Source organism: Gracilibacillus xinjiangensis, assembly GCF_042651765.1.
Classification (GTDB): Bacteria; Bacillota; Bacilli; order Bacillales; family Amphibacillaceae; genus Gracilibacillus; species Gracilibacillus xinjiangensis.
The window spans coordinates 805,165-826,767 of record NZ_JBHSDT010000004.1 but is presented as its reverse complement, the minus strand read 5'-3'; the positions used below and the strand labels follow the sequence as shown (position 1 = coordinate 826,767).

18 protein-coding genes are annotated in these 21,603 nt (G+C 36.2%); 4 read left to right on the top strand and 14 right to left on the bottom strand.

The window, feature by feature from the left end; translation table 11 throughout:
* Window positions 1-10: 10 nt before the first annotated feature.
* Window positions 11-1,537 carry a response regulator transcription factor gene (locus ACFOY7_RS08020; protein ID WP_390251160.1) on the bottom strand — a complete coding sequence of 509 codons (1,527 nt, stop codon included), beginning with the start codon at window positions 1,535-1,537 and terminating at the stop codon, window positions 11-13.
* Window positions 1,538-1,735: 198 nt separating this feature from the next.
* Between ACFOY7_RS08020 and ACFOY7_RS08015 the strand changes: the two genes are divergently transcribed.
* The gene (locus ACFOY7_RS08015) at window positions 1,736-2,011 is read left to right on the top strand and encodes a hypothetical protein (RefSeq protein ID WP_390251158.1); all 276 of its coding nucleotides are present in this window, start codon (window positions 1,736-1,738) and stop codon (window positions 2,009-2,011) included.
* 55 nt (window positions 2,012-2,066) lie between these two features.
* On the opposite strand, the gene ACFOY7_RS08010 is transcribed toward ACFOY7_RS08015, so the two are convergent.
* From ACFOY7_RS08010 to ACFOY7_RS08000, 3 genes are all read right to left on the bottom strand, one after another.
* Window positions 2,067-3,407 carry a sensor domain-containing phosphodiesterase gene (locus tag ACFOY7_RS08010; protein WP_390251156.1) on the bottom strand — a complete coding sequence of 447 codons (1,341 nt, stop codon included), beginning with the start codon at window positions 3,405-3,407 and terminating at the stop codon, window positions 2,067-2,069.
* 491 nt (window positions 3,408-3,898) lie between these two features.
* Window positions 3,899-4,774 (bottom strand): UTP--glucose-1-phosphate uridylyltransferase GalU, encoded by an 876-nt coding sequence (gene galU, locus ACFOY7_RS08005; protein WP_390252062.1) that lies wholly within the window; start codon window positions 4,772-4,774, stop codon window positions 3,899-3,901.
* A gap of 111 nt (window positions 4,775-4,885) precedes the next feature.
* Complete coding sequence (locus tag ACFOY7_RS08000; RefSeq protein WP_390251154.1) at window positions 4,886-5,452, bottom strand: nitroreductase family protein; 567 nt, start codon at window positions 5,450-5,452, stop codon at window positions 4,886-4,888.
* A 382-nt stretch (window positions 5,453-5,834) separates the two neighbouring features.
* Between ACFOY7_RS08000 and ACFOY7_RS07995 the strand changes: the two genes are divergently transcribed.
* Window positions 5,835-7,100, top strand: a complete 1,266-nt coding sequence (locus ACFOY7_RS07995) for a helix-turn-helix domain-containing protein (protein ID WP_390251152.1) — start codon at window positions 5,835-5,837, stop codon at window positions 7,098-7,100.
* 72 nt (window positions 7,101-7,172) lie between these two features.
* Window positions 7,173-7,328, top strand: a complete 156-nt coding sequence (locus ACFOY7_RS07990) for a DUF1540 domain-containing protein (protein ID WP_390251150.1) — start codon at window positions 7,173-7,175, stop codon at window positions 7,326-7,328.
* A 207-nt stretch (window positions 7,329-7,535) separates the two neighbouring features.
* Here the strand turns inward: ACFOY7_RS07990 and ACFOY7_RS07985 are convergent, their stop codons facing one another.
* The 3 genes from ACFOY7_RS07985 to ACFOY7_RS07975 all read right to left on the bottom strand — a co-directional run bounded on the left by ACFOY7_RS07985 (window position 7,536) and on the right by ACFOY7_RS07975 (window position 9,958).
* Complete coding sequence (locus ACFOY7_RS07985) at window positions 7,536-8,261, bottom strand: hypothetical protein (protein WP_390251148.1); 726 nt, start codon at window positions 8,259-8,261, stop codon at window positions 7,536-7,538.
* Between the two features lie 349 nt (window positions 8,262-8,610).
* Entirely contained in the window at window positions 8,611-9,234 is a 624-nt protein-coding gene (locus tag ACFOY7_RS07980; protein WP_390251146.1) for a class D sortase, read from the bottom strand.
* Window positions 9,235-9,268: 34 nt separating this feature from the next.
* Complete coding sequence (locus ACFOY7_RS07975; RefSeq protein WP_390251144.1) at window positions 9,269-9,958, bottom strand: hypothetical protein; 690 nt, start codon at window positions 9,956-9,958, stop codon at window positions 9,269-9,271.
* Window positions 9,959-10,350: 392 nt separating this feature from the next.
* On the opposite strand from ACFOY7_RS07975, the gene ACFOY7_RS07970 reads away from it, so the two are divergent.
* On the top strand, window positions 10,351-12,600 hold the full coding sequence (locus ACFOY7_RS07970) for a cellulase family glycosylhydrolase (protein ID WP_390251142.1): 2,250 nt from the start codon (window positions 10,351-10,353) through the stop codon (window positions 12,598-12,600).
* A 101-nt stretch (window positions 12,601-12,701) separates the two neighbouring features.
* On the opposite strand, the gene ACFOY7_RS07965 is transcribed toward ACFOY7_RS07970, so the two are convergent.
* The 7 genes from ACFOY7_RS07965 to ACFOY7_RS07935 form a co-directional block, all read right to left on the bottom strand.
* Complete coding sequence (locus tag ACFOY7_RS07965) at window positions 12,702-13,520, bottom strand: carbohydrate ABC transporter permease (RefSeq protein ID WP_390251140.1); 819 nt, start codon at window positions 13,518-13,520, stop codon at window positions 12,702-12,704.
* Between the two features lies 1 nt (window position 13,521).
* On the bottom strand, window positions 13,522-14,412 hold the full coding sequence (locus ACFOY7_RS07960) for a carbohydrate ABC transporter permease (RefSeq protein ID WP_390251138.1): 891 nt from the start codon (window positions 14,410-14,412) through the stop codon (window positions 13,522-13,524).
* Between the two features lie 50 nt (window positions 14,413-14,462).
* On the bottom strand, window positions 14,463-16,472 hold the full coding sequence (locus tag ACFOY7_RS07955; protein ID WP_390251136.1) for a glycoside hydrolase family 31 protein: 2,010 nt from the start codon (window positions 16,470-16,472) through the stop codon (window positions 14,463-14,465).
* 84 nt (window positions 16,473-16,556) lie between these two features.
* On the bottom strand, window positions 16,557-17,795 hold the full coding sequence (locus ACFOY7_RS07950) for an extracellular solute-binding protein (protein ID WP_390251134.1): 1,239 nt from the start codon (window positions 17,793-17,795) through the stop codon (window positions 16,557-16,559).
* Between the two features lie 208 nt (window positions 17,796-18,003).
* Complete coding sequence (locus tag ACFOY7_RS07945) at window positions 18,004-19,092, bottom strand: substrate-binding domain-containing protein (RefSeq protein WP_390251132.1); 1,089 nt, start codon at window positions 19,090-19,092, stop codon at window positions 18,004-18,006.
* Window positions 19,093-19,574: 482 nt separating this feature from the next.
* Window positions 19,575-20,672: a PIN domain-containing protein gene (locus tag ACFOY7_RS07940; protein WP_390251130.1), complete on the bottom strand. Its 1,098-nt coding sequence runs from the start codon at window positions 20,670-20,672 to the stop codon at window positions 19,575-19,577.
* A 15-nt stretch (window positions 20,673-20,687) separates the two neighbouring features.
* Window positions 20,688-21,578: a hypothetical protein gene (locus ACFOY7_RS07935; protein WP_390251128.1), complete on the bottom strand. Its 891-nt coding sequence runs from the start codon at window positions 21,576-21,578 to the stop codon at window positions 20,688-20,690.
* Window positions 21,579-21,603: the final 25 nt, after the last annotated feature.

Genomic DNA, 21,603 nt, shown 5'->3' with positions numbered 1-21,603 from the left:
AAATATGGCCTCAGTCCGTTTTATGTAATTCCTTGCGATAATTACTTGGAGACTTACCAATCATTTTTTTAAACACCCTGTTAAAATAACTCGGATCAGAATAACCAACCATTTCACTGATGGTGGAAATCGCCATACTACTTGTTTCTAACATCTCTCTCGCTTTATTTATTCTCACATTGTTTAAATAATCAATAAAACCTGTCTTATGATGTGTACGAAAGTAACTCGATAAATAGGATGGATTAAAATGAAAATGGTTAGCTAACGTTGTCAGTGTAAGATGCTCATTGTAATTTTCTTCAATATAGTTTAATAACTGGTGAATTTTTGGTGATTGGCCGTCAGTTGACAGGACAAGCTCTTCCACTTTTGTTAAGAAATTATAAAAGCTTGTGAGCGCATCTTTTATATGAAAAGCATCATTAATCTCCGAAAAAAATTGATACTTTTGTGAATCTAATTCTTCTGTTTCATATTTCATATTGTTTAATAACACGGTAATGTTAAAAATGATGTTTTCCAGCCATGATTTGAATTCAAAAACATCTGTATTATATTGCTTCGATAATGAGTGAATGTGTTCATTTAAATAATTGAATGCGTCTTCAAATTGTTTATGCTTAAATAAAAAGATAAATTGATTTAGGTCAAACTGGGTCTGTTTTTGCTTTATTTCTGGTAATTCGTCATACATCAGCAATGATTGGTCTGGAAAATAAAAAGATATCTGTTTCAATTTCTGATGCTCTTCCTCAAATATTTGTTTCATTTCCTCTATTGAGTGGAAAGGCGGGCTAAAAATAACTCGTACGTTCGGATCCATTTCTTTAACGAGTTGGTTTACGTTCTTTTTCAAGAGATTGATTGTATCCCGCGGGTAGTTATATAAGTATAGCTGCCCTGTTGAATTGCAGGGGATATTGTAATAAACAAATTTATCAAACTGTTTCCTGTATTTCTCGAGCAACTGCTGAAAAGATGCGGAAGTACTTATTTTTTCATCCCAAATAAATTCAATAAAATTCGATTGGCTGTATGGAAAAATCCCTTTCAGCTTCTCTAAATTTCTTGTGGATTGATAACCTTGCAAGTATTTCTTAAGCATATCTTCCTCTGATACACATTGTTTTTCAAGTGTTTTGGGATCAACCCGTTTAACCGTTACCCTGCTCAATGTAGATAAAAGTTCAGCAGCGTTTAATTTAGGCTTGAGAATATAATCAGCCACACCACTCTGGAATGTTGATTTAACATAATGGAAATCCTCAAAACTGCTTAGCACAATTATTTCAATGTCTGGGTATATTTCTTTCACTGTTTTAACTAATTCAATCCCATCCATTTCCGGCATTACAATGTCTGTAATTATAATATGTGGTTTGGTCTGTTCTATCATAGCAAGTGCTTCTTTTCCATTAGATGCTTCACCTATAATTTGGTATCCTTCTTTCTCCCAATCCACATAATTAATGATTCCTTGCCTAATCAATAATTCATCATCAACAATAAGCAGTTTAAATGATTCATTTGTCATGGCTTGCCCTCCTTAAACGTTCCATACTCTGCTTACTTTTTCTATTGAGATTTTAACACATGAGGAGACAGGAGGACAGGCTCTGTGTGTCCAACCTTGCTGTAATAATCATAAGACTCGCTGTTTTGCCAAATTTATTTTATATGAATAATTTGTTGGTTTTATTTGCATTTTAATAAAAGAGAAGGAGGGATTTTAGTGGAAAAAGGGAATAATATTTCAAGCTTACAAGCTCAAAATCAGTTAGCGCAGGCACAGCAATCGATTCTGCATTTACAACGGGCGATAAACCAAGCGAAAAGCCACCCAAACGAAGAAATCTTTACTCAAATTCATCATTCAATAGAGCGGGCAGAAAGATCTTTAATTCAAGCAGCACATGTAACAGATGATCCTAATGCGATGGATTTAGTGCAAAGGGAATTAGAGCAGCAGAAACAAGTTTATAAGGAAATGGTTGATCAAAACATATAGGAAGCAATACCAAGTACCAAATTAACGGTACTTGGTGATTTTCTTCCCAGCATCTTTATTGTGCTAAAAGGTATCCTTCTAATTCTTCAAATGGGATTGGTTTGCTAAATAAGTATCCTTGAAATAAATTTGCATCCAACTCAATTAATAATTCGAATTGGTCAGGGGTCTCTATACCTTCTGTTATAACTTGTATATTTAAATTTTTCGCAAGATGTATAATCGTTTCATAAATTTCCTTATCAATAAAGTTTTGTGTGATATCTTCCATAAATGAACGGTCAATCTTTATTGAACTTACAGGGAACTTTTTTAAGTAGTGCAGGGAAGAGTATGCAATTCCAAAGTCATCAAGATATATTCTTACACCTAATTCCTTTAAATATAAAAGTTTATTGGAAACAGATTCCATATCACTAATTAAATGTGTTTCTGTAATCTCTAAACAGAGATGATGATACACAAAACCAGTCTCATCGATGGTTTGTTCAATAAATGAAACAAAATCATGTAAGGCTAAATGCTTTGCAGACACATTAACAGATAAGTATAATGGTTTTTCACGTCCTTCATTTAGTTTTACTACTTTTTCACAGGCTTTTCTAATAATTAACTTATCAATTTCATCAATAATATCGTATTCCTCGGCAAATTCCACAAAGTGTGGTGGAGAAAGAATACCCTTCATGGGATGATTCCAGCGAGCCAAAGCCTCCACACCATAAATGGATCGATCTTTATTTACAATCGGTTGAAAATATGGTTCAAACTCTTGATCATTAATTCCGTTCCTTATTGATGCCACACTCATTTCAGAATTTGTTCCTAAAATATTTGGAACAGAACCATCATTTAACACTTCCGTGCTGAAAAGGTATTGAGAAATCACCAATGAAATAAGATCATGGTAACCATTTATCATTTCCAGTTCTTTTTTCGTTGGATCTCTCTCCTCTTTTGTATACATGGCAAATGTTGCAACAACCCTATTGTTAATTGCTGAATAAATCGGTTTGGACCAGCATGATGAAATAGGGTACTGTTTTATAATATGTCGATAAGCCTTCCACTTAGTGTCGCTTTTAATATCCTTTGTCACAACTAATTGGTTTGTAGCTACAGCTGTTCCGCAAGTACCGGAGCCTTCATATATTTTTACAGCTTTGAACAAATCAGCCAAATCTTCCGGGAACGTTGTGGAAATTATGTTTAAGAACCTCGTTTGGTCTTTATTAACCACCATAATCGTACAGAGCGTATCAGTAAATTCACTTTCGAAATATGCCAATATTTTCTCCAATACTTGCTCCATTGTATGGCCTTTTTTCATATCTTCAGTAATTTGTATGTATCGTGCAAAAAAATCATCGGAATTTATAACAGACTGATTATCCATTTTTCTCTCGGGCCACCTCATATAATAATGTGATTTAACCAATTGATTACAATAAGTAGTAATAAACAAGATTAAATGATACTAATTGAATGTATTATACAATTTAATACTGCTCATATCTACACATTGCCTAAATTATAATCATTACTTTACAAAAAATTTATAATCCATTAATGATTCGCGAGCAAGAAAAAAACGGGGATGAGACAATAAATATATAACCGCTGGGGGCTTCCATGGGCAATACTTAGAGCCTCCTCAGAAACTATCATCCTGTAAAGACAGCATCACATAAGGGGAGTTTAGGTACGATCATCCATTCCATAGAAAGTCTATCTTCCAAACAGTAACCTTGCATAAAGTAGTGGATCTTCTGAAAGCAAAAGCCGGACAGATTCAGTCGATGAACCGTCCGGCTTACAGAGTATGGATAAGCTATTTTGTCCCAGCCTCGGGAAGCTATTTATCTAATCTATTTAATACAATATCTATCAATTGTGTACCTGATCCATTAACTCTTCTAGCATCTTACGTACATCTGCACTAATCTCTTCATTTTGAAGTGCAAATTCTAAAGTTGTCCGCACAAAACCTAATTTTTCTCCTACATCGTATCTTTTCCCATCAAAGTCATAAGCAAATACTCTTTGTGTTTCATTTAACTGCTGAATGGCATCAGTTAATTGTATTTCTCCTCCGGCACCTAATTGCATCTGGCCAAGGAACTGAAATATTTCCGGTGATAAAACATAGCGTCCCATAATTGCTAAATTAGACGGAGCTGTTCCTTTTTCCGGTTTTTCAACAAATCGATGGACAGAATAACATTTCCCGTTTTGCTCAACAGGATCAACAATTCCATAACGATAAGTAATATCTTCAGGGACTTGCTGTACACCAATGATGGAACTGCCCTTTTCCTCGTATTGGCTTATTAATTGTTTCAAACAGGGAACGTCTGCCTGAACTATATCATCCCCTAACAAAACCGCAAATGGTTCATCACCGATAAACTTTCTTGCACACCATACAGCATGTCCAAGTCCTAATGGTTCTTTTTGACGTATGTAATGGATCTCTACAGAGGCAGGCTGCTTTACTTTTTCTAACAATTCCAATTTCCCTTTTTTAAATAAATTGTCTTCTAACTCAAAGTTATTATCAAAGTGATCCTCAATTGCACGTTTCCCTTTCCCTGTAACGATAATGATGTCTTCTATACCAGAAGCAATGGCTTCTTCTACAATATATTGGATCGTTGGCTTATCGACAATCGGAAGCATTTCTTTCGGCATCGCTTTTGTTGCAGGCAAGAACCTTGTTCCTAATCCTGCAGCTGGTATTATCGCTTTCCTAACTTTTTTCATCATCAATAGTCCTCCATAATGGTGATTTTCTATATCATATCAATTTAATAAATGATTTATGATAAGTATAACAAGGAAATGCGGAAAAACGTTAAAAAGCCCTGTTTTTTTTTAGAAACTTCCTTTAATAATTGTTTCTGATAATGAGCGACGTTCTGAAGGTTTTTCTCGTTCTTGATAAGCTTCTTCCAGCACACTCACATCATCCTGATAACCGATTGCTACAACGGCATGAATGGTATATTTTTCTGGAATGTTCAATAGTTCACGCGCTTTATCCTTATATATCCCCCCCATTGCATGTGTAATAAGTCCATTTTTCATTGCCTGGAGAGATAGGAATCCCCATGCCGCCCCTGCATCAAATACATGGGAAGGACTTGCTTCAGAGTCTGAAATAATAAGAGCATATACCGGAGCAATTTTACACCAGACTAAATTGCCTTCCATAATAAATTGGTTGAATTTCTCGCGCTCTTCTTTTTCACTTGCGACAACAAAGCGCCATGGTTGTTTATTACTCCCCGACGGCGCCCAGCGAGCTGCTTCCAATATACTCATCAACACTTCTTCTTCTACTGCTTTCCCTGAAAAAGCTCTAGGTGACCAACGGTTTAAAAACATTTCATCAATTGGGTAATTTGCTTTACGAAAATCATTTACATTAATCTTATTCATATCGAGTTCCTCCTCTTTCATTTTCATTATAAGAGATGGACAATACAAGTTCAAAAAATTGGTTTTTATCACCTATTTAGGCGAATGACATACATTGTATTAAAAAAGGGGAATTTGTTATGCGGACATTTTTTTCTCTATTTTTCATTATGCTGATTGGATTTCTTATCTTTATTCCTACTTTAGTTTTCGTCATCCCTTTTATAGGTCTCAAGGCATTCGTAATTATTATCACATTTTTTATATTGGGTTTTTTCGTCGAATTTATTAGGTCAATATTATAAAAAACAGGAAAATATTATTAAACAAAGAAGGAAATAGAACTATTATGTCGAATTAATTCATGAGTAAAATTATCTAATGAGGAAAAGAGGATGATGAAGTGTTTCATTATGGTAAGTTAATTAGAAATTACCGCAGGAGAAAGCAAATGACACAGAAAAAGCTAGCATTAGAGAGCGATTGTTCTGATTCGTACATTAGTAAAATTGAAGCAGGAAAGGCCGAACCGCAAGAAGAACTCCTAACAAAAATATCCGTTATTTTAGACATCAAAGAATTACAAGGCAATTATACAACCTATCCTCCGTTTGATAAAAAACTTGATGAATGGCATAACGCGATTACCGAGCACAAAAGACCTGTCGCGGACAAGCTGTACAATGAGCTGAAAACCCACTTTCCCTTACAACGAATAGAATTTAATACTCGCTATTATATTTTCCTTTTCCGTTATTTCTTATTAAGATTTGACCTCCCGCAAGCAAAACCTATTCTTCCTAAAATCGTTGAATATACTAATACATTAAATGAAAAAGAATCTTATCTTTGTTATAAATCATTAGGATATTACTTTATTCTGGAAAATGACCTTAAAAATGCTTTGTATTATTTACAATCTGCACGAAATGTAAAGAACTCACCTGTTCAAGATGACCCTGAAATCCATATTTATTTTGCTCTTATTCATATTCATTCAGATAACCCCATCCACGCCGGGAAAGAACTTCAGAAAGCTTACCAGCTATATGATAAACGAATCGATTCGATAAACCTTCTTCTTTGTAAATATTTACTCACCATCCCTGATATAATGCTTCAGAAATATGAGGATGCCATTCGATCATTAAATAAAATTTTAGAACAATCATTTCACCAAGCATTTCAGATTAAACGTGAATGGATTCATTTTACTTTAGGATATATTTATCTTAAACTAAGGGAATACAATAAAGCCTTACATGCTTTAAGAGAGGCGATTATTAAAGAGGAAGTCCCCATCTATAAAGTAATGTATGTTTACTTCATCGCAATCGTCTATGCCTGTAATGGCCAAAAACAGCAATGTATGGACTATATTCACACAGGCAGAAAATTAAAAGTGAATAAAAAATACCAGCACAGGCTTTACCTATTAAAACAAATTATAACAAGCAATCTCTATTCTACACATACCTTACAATACTTAGAAAACCACATGTTACCATACTTCACAAGCAAGGGTGATCAGATCCAACGAGATGAATGTCATTTAATGATTGCAGCAATTTATAACAAATCATTCCAATACAAAAAAGCAAACTCTCACCTTCGTTATGTTGTTAGAAATTTCCAACTTGCAGAATTATCTGAAATGTATACAATCTAATTACATTGCCAGTAATCTCCACACATGAAACCTTTCATCTGGACGATACTGTTAACGTAGGAGGTGTGGAAGATGGCAAAAGATGTGAAATGTGAAGTGAATAACTGTAAATATTGGATGACAGGCAACAGATGTGACGCTGACAGCATTTATGTTGTTAGCCACACAGGCAACAGAGCTTCAAATGAGCAAGAGACTGATTGTCATACATTTGAAGCGAAAGTCTAATAGCGGGAAATACACCCATCACTCATTATTTACCTTGCAAAAGTAACCTGCAAAGGTTAGGTTCTTTACCATCATTCTGTCCTTCTTTATCGGCCAAAGCTAACCTGTTTTTTTTGGTTAGTTTTGGTTTTCATCTGGTGCTATTTACTACAGTAGTTTTATGGCGCTCTCATCAAGAAAAGGGTGCCTATTTTTATGCCAGTATTTTTAATTGATACTCTCAAGCATTTTCTTCATTAATTTTTTTTCTGTGGAATCCTTAACGGTTTGATACTCATCATAGATAGCTTGTGCTTTTTCACTGCTATAGCCATTATTCTCTAATTCATTAACTAATTGTCCATACACTTGATTAAACACGCTATCTGTTTTATCTTCTAGTCGTGCTGCCGCAGACTTATATTTCTGAAATAAATAAGTGTAGGAAATATTTTCGCCTGCTTCTCTTTCCTCTTTGTATTCAGAATAGGCATATTCCGCCAATTCGTTCAATCTTGCTTCAGCCTGACTATGGAGCGAAGAAAATGTCGGTTTATATTTAGCGATAATTTCTTGTGCGGTAGCTTTTTCTCCTTGACTTCCATCATACTCAACACCCGTTTGTTCATCTGCCATAGCCTTGGTAGAGGAAGTACTGTTACTATTCCGTTCATTGGATTCTTCATGAGAATCTCCAGTTGTCAGCTCTTCAGACTCATTATTATTACTAATTGAACTCTCATCAGGTCTATTTTCTGGAATACTATTACTTTCTTCCTTATCAGTCGGCTCTATGGTCGATTCCTGAGGTATCGTTAGATCATATTCATTTTCCAATATCTTGTCGACTTGCTCATCTTCAATGTCATAATCTTTAATAAAAAAGAAATAACTAAAAAAACCTGCTCCTATCACGACTAACCCTAACAGAGAAAATAAAACTTTTTTCCACATAATTTATCACCCGCATCTCTGAAGTTATACTGCATTTCAACTCAAAAATAATATATGAGAATTTAGCAGTATAGTTAGTTGACTATAATTTATTTATACTAGTAAATAAATGCCTTCTTTATACCTTCAACTTAAAGATCCACTTGACATCTCTAGAATGTAATTTGGAAAGTATGGTAAGTTACGTCGGTTCCGTTCTTGCTGTAATTATCTTATTAGAAAAAATACAGATACTAATCTTCAGATTCACTAAATCTAACTATACTGTCTACTTATCCTGACTAACCTTTTCTAACAAAAAAACTTACCACTCTGAAGTATAAATATTAAGAGTGATAAGTTTTTTCTTTTAAGGACTGCTTTTTAATTCAGTATAAACAATATAACGATCTGGTGCATCACCAATGAAATCAAAAGGATAGCATGTTGTAAGTGTTAATGTCTCATAATCCTTCGGCACTGCGACGGACCGATCGTCTGCACTCACAATTTCAAAGCCAACTGCTTCATAAATAAAATCACCATACTTGGTCGTAAAAGTAATTTCATCACCTGTTTCCAAATGCTCTAACTCTCGAAAAACGGTATCACGGTGACCACTTAAGATTACATGTCCACCTTGTCCCGGAAGCATTGTACCCATCATATGGCCAATGCCTTCCTTCAGCTCATTTTCACGTGTGCCTTGCACGACAGGATAACTTAAGTCGAGTGATTCAATTTTTAGCGCTCCAAGGCTTTCACCCGGTTTTGGTATTGTCTCCCAATAGTCAGTTTTAAACACTTTAGGCGTATCATCCGGTTTATATGGCATAACTACCGTTTTAGAAAGATAGACTGTTGATTTCGTCATCTCCCAGCCAAAGATTGCTACAACGGAAATTCCTGCTATTATTAAGGAAATGGGTATACCAATTAATACCCATTTCAACGCTTTGCGTTTTTTTGACTTTGCTTGTCCTCTTTTTTTCATTCCCATTTTAAACAGCCCTATCTCCATTTATTTCTTAAAATTTGCGAGCTAATCTTACTGCAGGGAATAACGCTATCAAACCAAATGCCAATAATCCACCGCCAATAGCAATCGCCAGAGGCATATCTGTTGCAGTATTAGGCAATTGTGATTCCGGCATAGGAACAAAAGATTCTGATTCCTGTAATTCTTTTGCAGCTTCTACTGCTTCTTTTAAAGCACTTATCTTAGCTGCTAAGCTATCTGCACTGATATCTTCGATAGATGGATCATATGACACTAATTCATTTCCATTAAGATCTGTAACTGATAAACGTAAGCTAGATGTATCAATATTTGCTAGATCTGCTGTAAAATCAATTTCATTTTCATTTCCGTCAACTAAATTAATTACTAAATGTGCTTTCTGCGCACTGTCATTTAAAAGAGCAGCGACTGTGTTACGGTCTGCGTCTGATAACTCTTCAGGGGAGTTAACTCCCGCTAGGATATTTTGCGCTTCCTCGGCATTTGTTACGATGCTTTCCAATTCAGAATCTGTAATTCCCGCCGTTTGAAAGTGTGTGTAAAGATAGCTGATTTCCTGATCATCTGCAATATTCATAGATGCGACTGCATCTACAAGTTCCTGTGCTACCTCTTGTTCTTCGGCAGAAACACTGGCAAGCGGACTAAATAAAGAGATTACGAGCGCTGCAAGAGCCACCATTAGGCCTTTTTTCATTGTGTTCATACTTCAAATCATCTCCTCTTTTTTAGTTTTTTACATTATATCAAAATAATAATGTAATTTCATCCATCTGGGGCAAAAAAAACTACTAATTCACTATTATGGCTATTGAATTTAAATATGTATAGTATGAACCACACCTTCCCTTTTTAAATTTCCTCTCCATAAATAGCTACCCATTCACATAGAATATGAAACTTATTTTTTATACAAATTTTCATAGCAATAGACCAGATTTACATTTAATATTAGTCCTAATCCTTTTTTTCTATGATCCTCTCCCCATTTTAATGGAGAAAACCTCTAATTTTTTATGTTTTTTTCATTGGTTTCCTATGTTAATTTAGTTTTGAAGCGGTTTAATCAAATATTCAGGAGGGATCTATTTGAAGAATTATCTAGCGAAAGTAATGATCATGATCATTGTACTGCTTGTTGTCGGAACAATTACCTCATATGGTAAAGAAGATCGAAACACTTCTATTAATATCGAAGAATATGCACAAAATATGCAGCCTGGCTGGAACCTTGGCAACACGTATGATGCAGTTGGCGAGGATGAAACAGCATGGGGAAATCCCTATGTGACAAAAGAACTGATTGAGAAGATTGCTACAGATGGATTCAAAAGTATCCGTATTCCTCTTACATTTGACCAACGAATGGAAACAGCTGATAATTATCAAATTAATCAAGATTATCTGAACCGTATTGATCAGACTGTACGATGGGCATTAGAGGAAGGTCTATATGTGATGATCAATGTTCATCATGATTCGTGGCTATGGATCGAGACAGGCATGCAAGAAAACCATGATCAGACTGTTACCCGGTTCAATGCAATCTGGAGACAATTAGCGGATCACTTCAAAGATTACTCAACCAACCTAATGTTTGAGAGTATTAATGAACCTAGATTTTCAGGAACAGAAGAAGAAAGTTTGCAATATTTAGATGAACTAAATGAAAGCTTTTATCGAATTGTTAGAGAGTCTGGCGGTAGCAATGATGTTCGTCCATTAGTATTACCTACCCTTCACACAGGTTCAGAGCGTAAATACTTGGATAGATTAGACAGCTTCATTCAAACACTGAATGATCCAAATATCATGGCAACCGTTCATTATTATGGTTTCTGGCCATTTAGTGTGAATATTGATGGGTATACTAGGTTTAATGATGAGGTGAAGAATGACATTATTCAGGTTTTTAACCGAGTACATGATACTTTCACTGCAAATGGTATTCCTGTCGTTATTGGGGAATATGGTTTGCTAGGTTTCGATACTTCTATTGGGACAATTCAACAAGGGGAGAAATTGAAATTCTTTGAGTTTATGACATATTATGCACAACAAAAAAATTTAGTTCACATGCTGTGGGACAATGGTCAACACCTTCATCGAAATTCACTCGAATGGTCTGACCCGGAATTTTTTGATATGCTGCAAACAAGCTGGGATACAAGATCTGCTGTTCCAAATGATAATTATATTTATTTAGAAAAAGGAAAAGAAATAACAGATAAAGAACTATCTTTTGACTTAAACGGAAATGATTTTGAAGGCATTTACTTAGACGATCAATTACTCAGAGAAAGTAGTGACTATACGATCAATGGCAGTACAATTACTTTTTCACAAACCTTCCTTAAGTCACTCATTGCATCTAATAAAACAGGTACGATTGCTACCATTACTATTACATTCTCAAGTGGTGTTGACTGGAAGATCGATGTCCGTCAATTCAGCACGCCAAAGCTTTCTGATGCAGAAGGGACAACAGCAAGTTTCCGAATACCTGCTGAGTTTCATGGTGATCAGTTAGCAACAATGGAAGCATATTATCCAGATGGGACGATCGCAGGTCCACAGAATTGGACATCATTTAAAGAGTTTGGCTATACTTTTACCCCGAATTATGAAGAGGGATATATTGAATTAAAGGAAAATTTCTTTAATGAAACGAACGATGGCAATGTCCACCTAACTTTCCACTTTTGGAGTGGGAAAAAGGTAGAATACTTGATTGAAAAATCTGGGGATATTGTTGAAACAGCCGATGAAGATATCATATCTAAAGAATTTACAGACATCTCTGGCCATTGGGCTAAGGACTCTGTTCAACTATTAGCGAAAAATCATATCTTACATGGTTATCCTGATGGGGCTTTTCGTCCAAATGCCACAATCAGCCGAGCGGAAATTGCCCGAATTGTTGCAACTGCTCTAGGCATAGAAGATGGTACACCTGCTTCCGATTTCAGTGATGTGACAGGCAAGGAATGGTATGCCAATGATTTATACGCATTAGCAGATATCAAAGTTATTGCTGGCTTTACTGATGGAACATTTCGTCCGAAAGCTAAAGTAACTCGTGCTGAGCTAGCTGCAATATTAGGACGCGCATTAAAATATACAGAAATGACATTGCAGGAAAATAATCAAACAACCGAAGACTTTTCAGATGCCGAAGAATTTCCCAAGTGGGCAATGGAAGATATCCAAACAATGGTTCAGCATAATATTATGCAAGGATTTCCGGATAACAGGTTTGGAGCAGCTAATTTTACCACACGTGCAGAAGCAGCAAAAGCACTGGGGAATTTTTTAGAAGAGATTGGTTTTTTGAAGTAAGCAGAAAGATCGGGATGATACCCGATCTTTTTTTGGCTCATATTGATTAATAAGTGAGAGCCCAAAAAGGGACAGGCTCCATCCTGTCCCTTTGTCTCCTTTTATTTCACTGATCCACTAACTAATCCTTCTACTAAATGTTTTTGCAGGAGGACAAAGATAATAATCACTGGCAGAACAGAGATAGTTGCGAATGCCATTAGGTTGTTCCACTCGATTCCGTAGCGGCCAACCGCATTAAATATACCAGCTGTTAATGGCCATAGTTCCTGATCGCGGTTAAATGTGATACTGAATATCAAATCTCCCCATGCGAAGAAGAAGGAAATGGCACCACATACAACAATACTCGGTAAAGAAATCGGAACAATTACCTGCAAGAAGGCACGTAAACGACTGCAGCCATCAATTTTCGCTGCTTCTTCCAGTTCTTTTGGTATTCCAATAAAAAAAGTCCTTAATAACAAGACAGAAAAAGGAACTCCCAATGTCGCAGTTGCTAAAACTGGTGCAATATACGTGTTTAACAAACCAAGATTGTTAAACACAATAAATAATGGTGTTAATACAACCGTTGCTGGTAACATTTGTGTGACCAAATAGATTAGAAGCATCGATTTTATCCCTTTAATTCGAAACCTTGCCAAACCATATGCAGAAGGAACGGACAGAATCAATACAAGAACAGTTGCTAAAGATGAAATAATCACACTGTTTAAAAAGTACTGACCTACATCCCCTTGAATTACGGTTATGAAACTATCAAGCTGAAATTCCTGAGGGAAGAATGTCGGCGGTGTCTGGAATATCTCTGTTTGTGTTTTAAAAGCTGTAATAATCATCCAATAAACAGGGAACAAGAATGCACCAACAATGATAATACCCAGAATACTTAAAAACCAATTTTTCCGATTACTCATCTTATATCGCCTCATCTTTCCTGATCATTCGCAAGTATACTAAACTAATAGCGAATAGAATGAAGAATAGAACATTCGCGACAGCTGCACCTAAACTAAAGTCGAAATCAGAGAAGGAATACCGGAAGGCTAAGGTTGACAACACTTCTGTCGAGTTAATTGGTCCTCCACCTGTCATGACATAGACAATATCAAAAACTTTAAAGGTATAGATGAAACCTAGCATTAATACAACCATAATTACCGGGCGTAACAAGGGTACGGTAATATGGACTAATTTCTGCCACCAGTTTGCCCCATCTAAACTAGCACTCTCATAAACATCCTGTGGCAAACTGCTCAAGCCTGTGGACAATAGCAGCATGTTAAATGGAATACCTACCCATATGTTCGCAATAATAACACTCCATAACGCTACATTAGGACTTGATAACCAGCCAATCGGCTCGTTTATCAAATTTAAGGAAAGCAGCATCTGATTAAATATTCCTTCATTTGATCCCATAATAAACTTAAACAACAATGCTGTTACTGTCATTGGAATCAACCAGCTGATCATCATGATTCCTCTGAGAAAACCTGCCAGACGGAACTTCATACTGAAAAAGGATGCTAAGAAAAAGCCAATAATCACTTGAAAGAATACACTGCCAATTGTATAAATCAATGTATTCTTAATCGATATTCCAAAGGCCTCTTCCTCAGCCACAGTTCGAAAGTTTTCAAAGCCGACAAATGTCCTGTCACCTGTTCCTAAATTGCTTAAGTCTACATTCTGAAAACTTAGTATTATATTATAAATAAGGGGATAACCAATCAGCAGCAGCATGAAAATAACTGCCGGCAATACAAACAAATACCCCTCTACTTTATCACCAAATTTCTTCCACACTGGAAGCACCTCATTCCTTTCATTCTGTTTGTCATGCTATGAAACTTGAGTTAGTTAACAATAGGTAACTTTGCATCATCTTTTAAAAATAATGGTATGGTATCTAAAGCTGCCTCACACTCAATCACTGCTCCACCTTGATAAACTTCCCCTGTATTGGCATTTGTCCACTGGGCACCTTCTGGTAAATATACCTTCCGTCTGCGTTGCCCTTGATGCAATACTGGCGCAACAAGCAAATCAGGACCAAACATATAAGCATCTTCTATTTCCCACGCCTTTTGATCTTGCGGGAAATCATAGAACAGTGGACGCATAAGAGGCGTGCCTTTTTCATGTGCTTCATGCATTAATTCTCTAATATAAGGTCTTAGTCGCTCACGCATAAGCATATATTTTTTGAAAATTTCGTATGCTTCTTCCCCATAACTCCAAACTTCATTAGGTGCCCCGCTTGGACATAATCCTCCACCACTAGTGCCTAATGGTTCAGAATGTGGTTCACGATCACCATGAAGACGGAATACTGGACAAAATGCTCCATATTGGAACCAGCGTATCATACATTCTTTAAAATCAGGATCTTCGGTATAAGCACCTTGGAATCCGCCGATATCCGTTGTCCACCAAGGTATTCCAGCCAGTCCCATATTCAGACCTGTATTGAATTGATTTCTTAACGATTCAAAGCTAGAATCAATATCACCAGACCAGACAAGCGCACCGTAACGCTGGCTTCCGGCCCATGCACAACGTACAAGGTTCACAATATTTTCTTGCCCTTCTTCCTTCATACCGTCATAAAAACCTTTCGAAAACATCGCCGGATAAATATTACCTACTTGAGCATTTGAACCAATATGATAACGATAGTTCTCAAAGTCGTACACGTTATATTCCGGCTCTGCTTCGTCTAACCAAAATAATTTAATTCCCATATCATAATAGTTTTTCTTTGCTTTTTGCCAAACGAAATCTCTTGCACCAGGGTGTGTCGTATCAAAATATACGGTATTTCCTAAAAAGTCATGCGTGATACGTATCCCTTTTTCGGTACGTGTCAAATAACCTTTTTGCAGCATTTCTGCATAATTTTCACTTTGCTTATCCACAGTCGGCCAGATCGAAACCATTAATTCGATTCCCATTTCTTTCAGTTCTTTGACCATAGCTTCTGGATCTGGCCAATAATCGCGGTCAAATTTCCAATCACCTTGCATCGGCCAGTGAAAATAGTCAACAACAATAACATCAATTGGCAAGCCTCTTCGTTTATATTCTCTCGCTACTTCTAACAGTTCATCTTGTGTCTGATAGCGGAGCTTACATTGCCAAAAGCCTAAGCCATACTCCGGCATTTCTGGAACAGTTCCTGTTGCCTTTGCATAAGCTTCTTCAATCTCAGCAGGTGAATCACCTGCAGTCACCCAGAAATCAAGCTGCTTGGTAGATTTAGCTACCCATTCTGTTATATTTTTCCCGAATGTAACCTGTCCAATGGCAGGGTTGTTCCAAAGAAGGCCATAGCCTAGGCTGGAAAGTGCAAAAGGTACACTAGCTTGCGAGTTTCTGTGGGCTAACTCCAAAGTACAGTTTTTCAGATCTAAAAAAGGCTGCTGGTATTGTCCCATACCATAAATTTTCTCCTTGGGATTGGATTCAAAACGGTAAGTTAATTGAAAATCCCCACCTAAGTTCGCTTTAAATTCACGAGCATCAATTTTCAGCGCACTTGTAAATTCTTTAAGGTTTTTACGATTTCGAACATATTCTTCTAGAAGAATTTCTCCCTTTTGATTGTAAAACGTCATTTTTCCTGAGGCGGCAGCAGAAACAACTGCCTTTATTTTTCCATTTTCGATCGTTGCCTGCCCTTCGTCAATTTCAATCGTAGTTTTTATATCTTCCTGAGGCAGAAGTGCCCAATCTTCTTCTATAATTGTTTCTAAATAGGTAGAGCGAATACGTAAACTATTCTCCCCCCATGGTTCAATCCATAACTTCTCTCCATCATATTGACGTACTAGACGATTTCCATCCTTTTGAAAAACACTATCCATTCTGTCAACTCCTCCAATATTACCGTGTAGTTATTGTTGAGATGTGACAGTTTATTCAATTGATAAAACTGTCATCAAACATTCTTACTCAGCTGCTTCTATCTCTGAAACTTCAGCAGCAGCTTCCGCTAATGCTTCTTCTGCTGAAGACTCATTTGTTAGCGCTTTCTGAACCGCTAACTGGATTGCTTCAGAAACACTTGGCCAGTCAGCAGAAGGTCCTCGAGCTTCAGCTACTTCCATGATAGGAATAAATTCTTTGACATACTCTTCATTTTTCCAATAATCCGCTTCATTCAGCACATCAGATCTTGTTGGATAATATCCTGTTTCTTTTGCGAAACGTTCATTTTGTTCTGGCTCAAATAGCCATTGAAGAAAACTCCAGGCAGCATCCACATTTCCATCCTTGGTAATGGCAATATTATCTCCGCCTGTAACAGACTTGAATTCTTTGTCTTTCGGAATATAAGTGATGCCAAAATCAAGGTTTTCGTTTTCTTGAATTCTTTCAATCATCCACGGACCATTGATCATCATAGCAAGACTGCCTTCTGAGAACATTCTTGTTAAATCATCTTGTGTAGCGGTTAAAACATCTTGACTCATATAATCCTGTTCTAGTAAACCATGAATAAACGAAAGAGCTTTATTTGCCTCTGGTGAATCTAAATTCTCGTAAGTAGCACCTGCTGATAGAAGAAACGGATAAAATTGAAAGGTTGCTTCTTCTGATCGAACTGCTGACATTCCAAACCCTTTAACACCATCAGTTGTTAAATTTGCTGCAGCCTCTTCTAACTCTTCCCAAGTTGTTGGCGGCTCTTCAATGCCAGCTTCTTCAAATAGTTTTTTGTTATAAAATAACCCCAAAGAATTTGTTGTTAATGGCAAGCCATAATTCTTTTCCTGATAGATGGTAGAGCTCATCGGCCCATTTAGAAACTTATCAGCCATACCCCGTTCATTAATCTTGTCCGTAAGATCTTCCAAAATCCCCATTGATGCCATTGATGCATTATTTACTGTATCGGATATAACAATATCAGGTAATGAATCACCTGCAGTTCCAACCGACAACTGTCTATTCATTTCATCAAATGGTACATATTCCGCAACCACCTCATATTCATCTTGTGATGCATTATAATCTGCTAATATTTGATTCAGCGCATCTTCAGATCCTGTATAATAATGCCATAATAGAATTTCCTGTTTCCCGTTGCTGTTATCTCCAGACTGTGATTTTTCCTCACTATTTCCGCAAGCAGCTATAAGTAGTAATGCGATGATACTTACAGACAACATGATAACTTTTTTCATGGATAACACTCCTTTTTATTTGATTACGCTTTCAAATACACTTTCAATTCACTATACCAATTTTTTTATCACCTAAATGGAATACCGTATCATGCCCCCTTTCATTTTTTGAGGAACGTTCATCATTTTATTTTTAAAAAAATTTGCTGCTAATATATGAACTTGACAAATCAATAGAGGGACGTACCTTCTATTGATTTGTTAATTTTTATTGCAGATAATATTTAGCATTTCCTTTTGTTACAATCTCTAATTTCACAATATGCTCTTCCCTGTCAGGCGCTTTATTTAGCATTAAATAATTAAAAGCTAGACGTAATGCGAGATTACCTTGATAATATGGATCCTGGCAAATAGTTGCTGTCACAATATCTTCTTGTAAATACTGATATATAGAATTACTCATATCATGACCAATCAGGATGGGACGGTTTTCTCCTAATTCTTTTACTATAACGGATATTTCCGCTAATGCTCCACAAGCAACATAAACTCCATCAACATCAGTAATGTTAGACTTAATACGCGCTAATGACTCTTCCGCATTTTGATTATCATATCTAAGTAATTTAACAAAATCGATGGTATTATTCTCAAGTGAAAATGCTTCAAATCCTCTTCGTTTTTGCTTCATTTGAAAAGTATCCTGCTCATCTGTTATAACAGCAAATTTTTTTGAAGCACCAGTAAATTTTACTAGTAACTCTCCTGCCAATCTTCCTGCATCATCATAATTAGCACCAACATATGAGATCCTTTTACTCGTTGGTGAATCATTGTTAAAGGTAAAAATCGGGAATTCCTTTTTAATGCCTGTCTCAATAATATTTGTTAATGGTATGCCATCTGTCGGACAAATTACTAAACCATCATATCTTTCTGAATTAATTATCTGCTGCACCACTTCCATTTGCTTTTCAATTGTGTGAGGTGGTTTCAATATTTCAATATGGAAGCCATAATGCTGCATATCTTCTAAGGCTGCCTTTATTCCCATTTCGATTTCCTTCCAAAAATACTGCGGATACTCTGGAAATACAAATGCAACATTTACTTGCTTCTTTTTAGCTAAAAAGCTTGCTGATTTATTGGGTGTATAGTTTAATTCCTTTGCCTTTTCCATTACTTTTTTAATTGTTTTCGGGCTTACACCGCCTCTATTATGTAAGACTCTATCCACCGTTGCGGGCGATATATTCAGTTGTTCTGCAATTGTTTTTGCTGTCACTTTCATTCTCTTCACCATATCCCTTAGTATCCAAGTTGAAATTAAATTAAAATGATGAGCGTTCATCATTTTGAAACAAAAAAGTATATGCGCTTTCATTTTATCTGACTCTCATTCTAAGACCTTATATTGTTTTTGTCAAGAGGACGTTCAGGAGAAGTGTAAATATAGGTGTACAAGCATACTGCCCCATTTTAAAGGAAAATACCCTTCTTTAATTATGTATTGAATGGAATTTATCTATGTTAACTAATGAAGGAAAGTATTTTTAATTTTTTGGTACTGATCAAATGCGGTACTATTGTAAAGAATAGAAGAAGAACTATCATGATAGAAAAATGACGTCAACAATAGAATCAAGAGGGGATTATTAAATCGACCAGGATTACATACGTTTACTATCACCGTTTTGATAAGGGGCACAGTACCTGTGTCCCCGTGTTCCAAAACTTTATCCCCATTTAAAATAAAATCACATTCATAAATCGCTAAAAATATTAATTCCTAATGTTCAAATAATGGACTTAAGGGACACCATGACTGTCATTGCCTCATACTAATTCAGCTTCTTTCCCGAAAAGATTCACTTTCTCCATACGGATTACTGGCATATGAATGCTGGCACTTATGGTAAACATTTTATCTGCAGAAAGAATGACTATGTCTTCGTCTTTTTGATACTCGTACAAATAATCTGCGATGATTTTTTCATCATTTTCATCCGTTCTCAAGTTGTTATCCTTCATAAATTGAGAATTCCACTTCTTGACAATAAAATCACACGGTTTACTGGTCTGTTTACCATTTTCAACTAGCTCGTCTAACCTGTCCCTAGCTCGAAGGCCCTTTGATTTTTTCTCCGGATCATTCCCCTTTATATTATAATCCCATTCTCCTTGTACCGTTTTGCTGATCAACAGCTTATGACGTTTCAGCTCTTCGATGAGATAGTCATCACACTCCATCAAAATATTCGTATCGATGGCGATTCTCACATTTTTATCATCCCAATTTCTTAAACGATTAATGTTAGAGCTGACTGTTCGGAGTATTTCTTTATATGACTCCAGATGGTCCACTAATTCAGTATGTATTTTATTTGAAAAAGCATAAATTTGCTTATTTCGCATGCTTACGGATTGGATCTCCTTTTCAAGATTGGCAGCTTCTTTCTTTTCCTTTTTAATATCGTTCGTAAGATCCCCCATCTTCTCTTCAGCATCTGCAATCTCTTGTTCGATGTCCTCTACTTTTTTCCTTACTTTTAAAAGCCGATAAACCTGGTATACCGCCCATCCTCTTTGAACAACACCAAAAGCCAGAATGGTAATAAGAATTTGTTTTAATGGCAAACTCCAATTCCAGCCACTGGTATAATTGGCTACAAGGATAAAACCAATAGTTAGAAAAAATAACAAAGAAGAAACAAGTATTTTGAATTTGCTTTCATTATTTACACTTAATCGCCAAATATTTAATTCCGGAAAAATAATCGTTGCCAGCATATGGTCCAATAAGTTCGAATCAAATTTTTCATCCGTATCTTTACTGACTGAATCATGCAATAACATTGCGTAAATACCAAATAGAACGAATCCAATAAGGACAGGAAAACCGATCCAATAGCCAATATATTTAATTATTTCCATAATACAACATCCTCTCTAATACTCATTCGGGTCATGATAGCCAATATTATCCAAATCGTTATAGTCATCCATTGTGTCAAAATCATCCATCATATCGTAGTCGTCATGCGTGGAATCAAGATCATCATACGCGCTGCTGTTTCCATAATCATCCGGGTGGAAACCCATTCCGTTTACCTGGCCTTCTTCCATTTCTGCACGAATCATATCCCTGTGATTATTATTCATATCCTCATCCATCTGCCTCTGCTGTTCTGCCATCAGTTGCTGCTGCTCTTCCAGCTGCAACTCTTCATCCAGTTGTTGCTGTTGTTCCTCTATCTGTCTTTGAGTTTCTTCGACCTGTATTTGCTGTTCTTCGTATTCCCGCTCACGCTCGTCTTCCCATTCCTGTTCCTCTGTAATAAGTCGTTCTTCCTCTATCAAGTCCTCCTCCTGTCCTAAATCCAGTTCATCTTCCATAAAATACTGATTTGCTAAAAAGCTTTCCTTTTCGTCCAGTGCCGCTTTATAGCTTTTAATTCCTTCATCATATCCACTGAACAAATCCAGATGATCGATTTGATCAATTTCGTTTTGATTATATGTACTCAGAATGCTGACTGCCTGTTGTTCTGTTAAGCTGGTTTTCAATAGTGCGTTTCGCTTTGCTAAAAACTGATCTTTTAAGTGAAGCCATTTTTCCTGATCCTGTTGTGACTTGTTCAGTGTATCCTGCAGTTCTTCTCTCTTTTGAACAAATGATTCATGAGCTAATAACAAACCGTTTAGCTTCTCTAGTTTTTCTTCCAGCTCTTCTTTTGTAGCTACCAATTGGTCCTTCATTCCTTCCAGATCATGTTCTTTAATAAAAAATACGACTAATCCGAAAATTAAAATGCTAATAACAAGAACAATTATTTCCATTTCATGCTCCTCCTCTTGATTTTCT

Bases quoted from the DNA above. Each gene is read 5' to 3' on its own strand.
- ACFOY7_RS08000 (WP_390251154.1), bottom strand. From the start codon at position 5,452: ATGAATAAGATTAATGTAAATGATTTTCGTAAAGCAAATTACCCAATT.
- ACFOY7_RS08020 (WP_390251160.1), bottom strand. From the start codon at position 1,537: ATGACAAATGAATCATTTAAACTGCTTATTGTTGATGATGAATTATTG.
- ACFOY7_RS07955 (WP_390251136.1), bottom strand. From the start codon at position 16,472: ATGGATAGTGTTTTTCAAAAGGATGGAAATCGTCTAGTACGTCAATAT.
- ACFOY7_RS07990 (WP_390251150.1), top strand. From the start codon at position 7,173: ATGGCAAAAGATGTGAAATGTGAAGTGAATAACTGTAAATATTGGATG.
- ACFOY7_RS07975 (WP_390251144.1), bottom strand. From the start codon at position 9,958: ATGAAAAAAGGCCTAATGGTGGCTCTTGCAGCGCTCGTAATCTCTTTA.
- ACFOY7_RS07985 (WP_390251148.1), bottom strand. From the start codon at position 8,261: ATGTGGAAAAAAGTTTTATTTTCTCTGTTAGGGTTAGTCGTGATAGGA.
- ACFOY7_RS07945 (WP_390251132.1), bottom strand. From the start codon at position 19,092: ATGATGAACGCTCATCATTTTAATTTAATTTCAACTTGGATACTAAGG.
- ACFOY7_RS07940 (WP_390251130.1), bottom strand. From the start codon at position 20,672: ATGGAAATAATTAAATATATTGGCTATTGGATCGGTTTTCCTGTCCTT.
- ACFOY7_RS08010 (WP_390251156.1), bottom strand. From the start codon at position 3,407: ATGGATAATCAGTCTGTTATAAATTCCGATGATTTTTTTGCACGATAC.
- ACFOY7_RS07935 (WP_390251128.1), bottom strand. From the start codon at position 21,578: ATGGAAATAATTGTTCTTGTTATTAGCATTTTAATTTTCGGATTAGTC.
- galU (WP_390252062.1), bottom strand. From the start codon at position 4,774: ATGAAAAAAGTTAGGAAAGCGATAATACCAGCTGCAGGATTAGGAACA.
- ACFOY7_RS07980 (WP_390251146.1), bottom strand. From the start codon at position 9,234: ATGAAAAAAAGAGGACAAGCAAAGTCAAAAAAACGCAAAGCGTTGAAA.
- ACFOY7_RS07965 (WP_390251140.1), bottom strand. From the start codon at position 13,520: ATGAGTAATCGGAAAAATTGGTTTTTAAGTATTCTGGGTATTATCATT.
- ACFOY7_RS07950 (WP_390251134.1), bottom strand. From the start codon at position 17,795: ATGAAAAAAGTTATCATGTTGTCTGTAAGTATCATCGCATTACTACTT.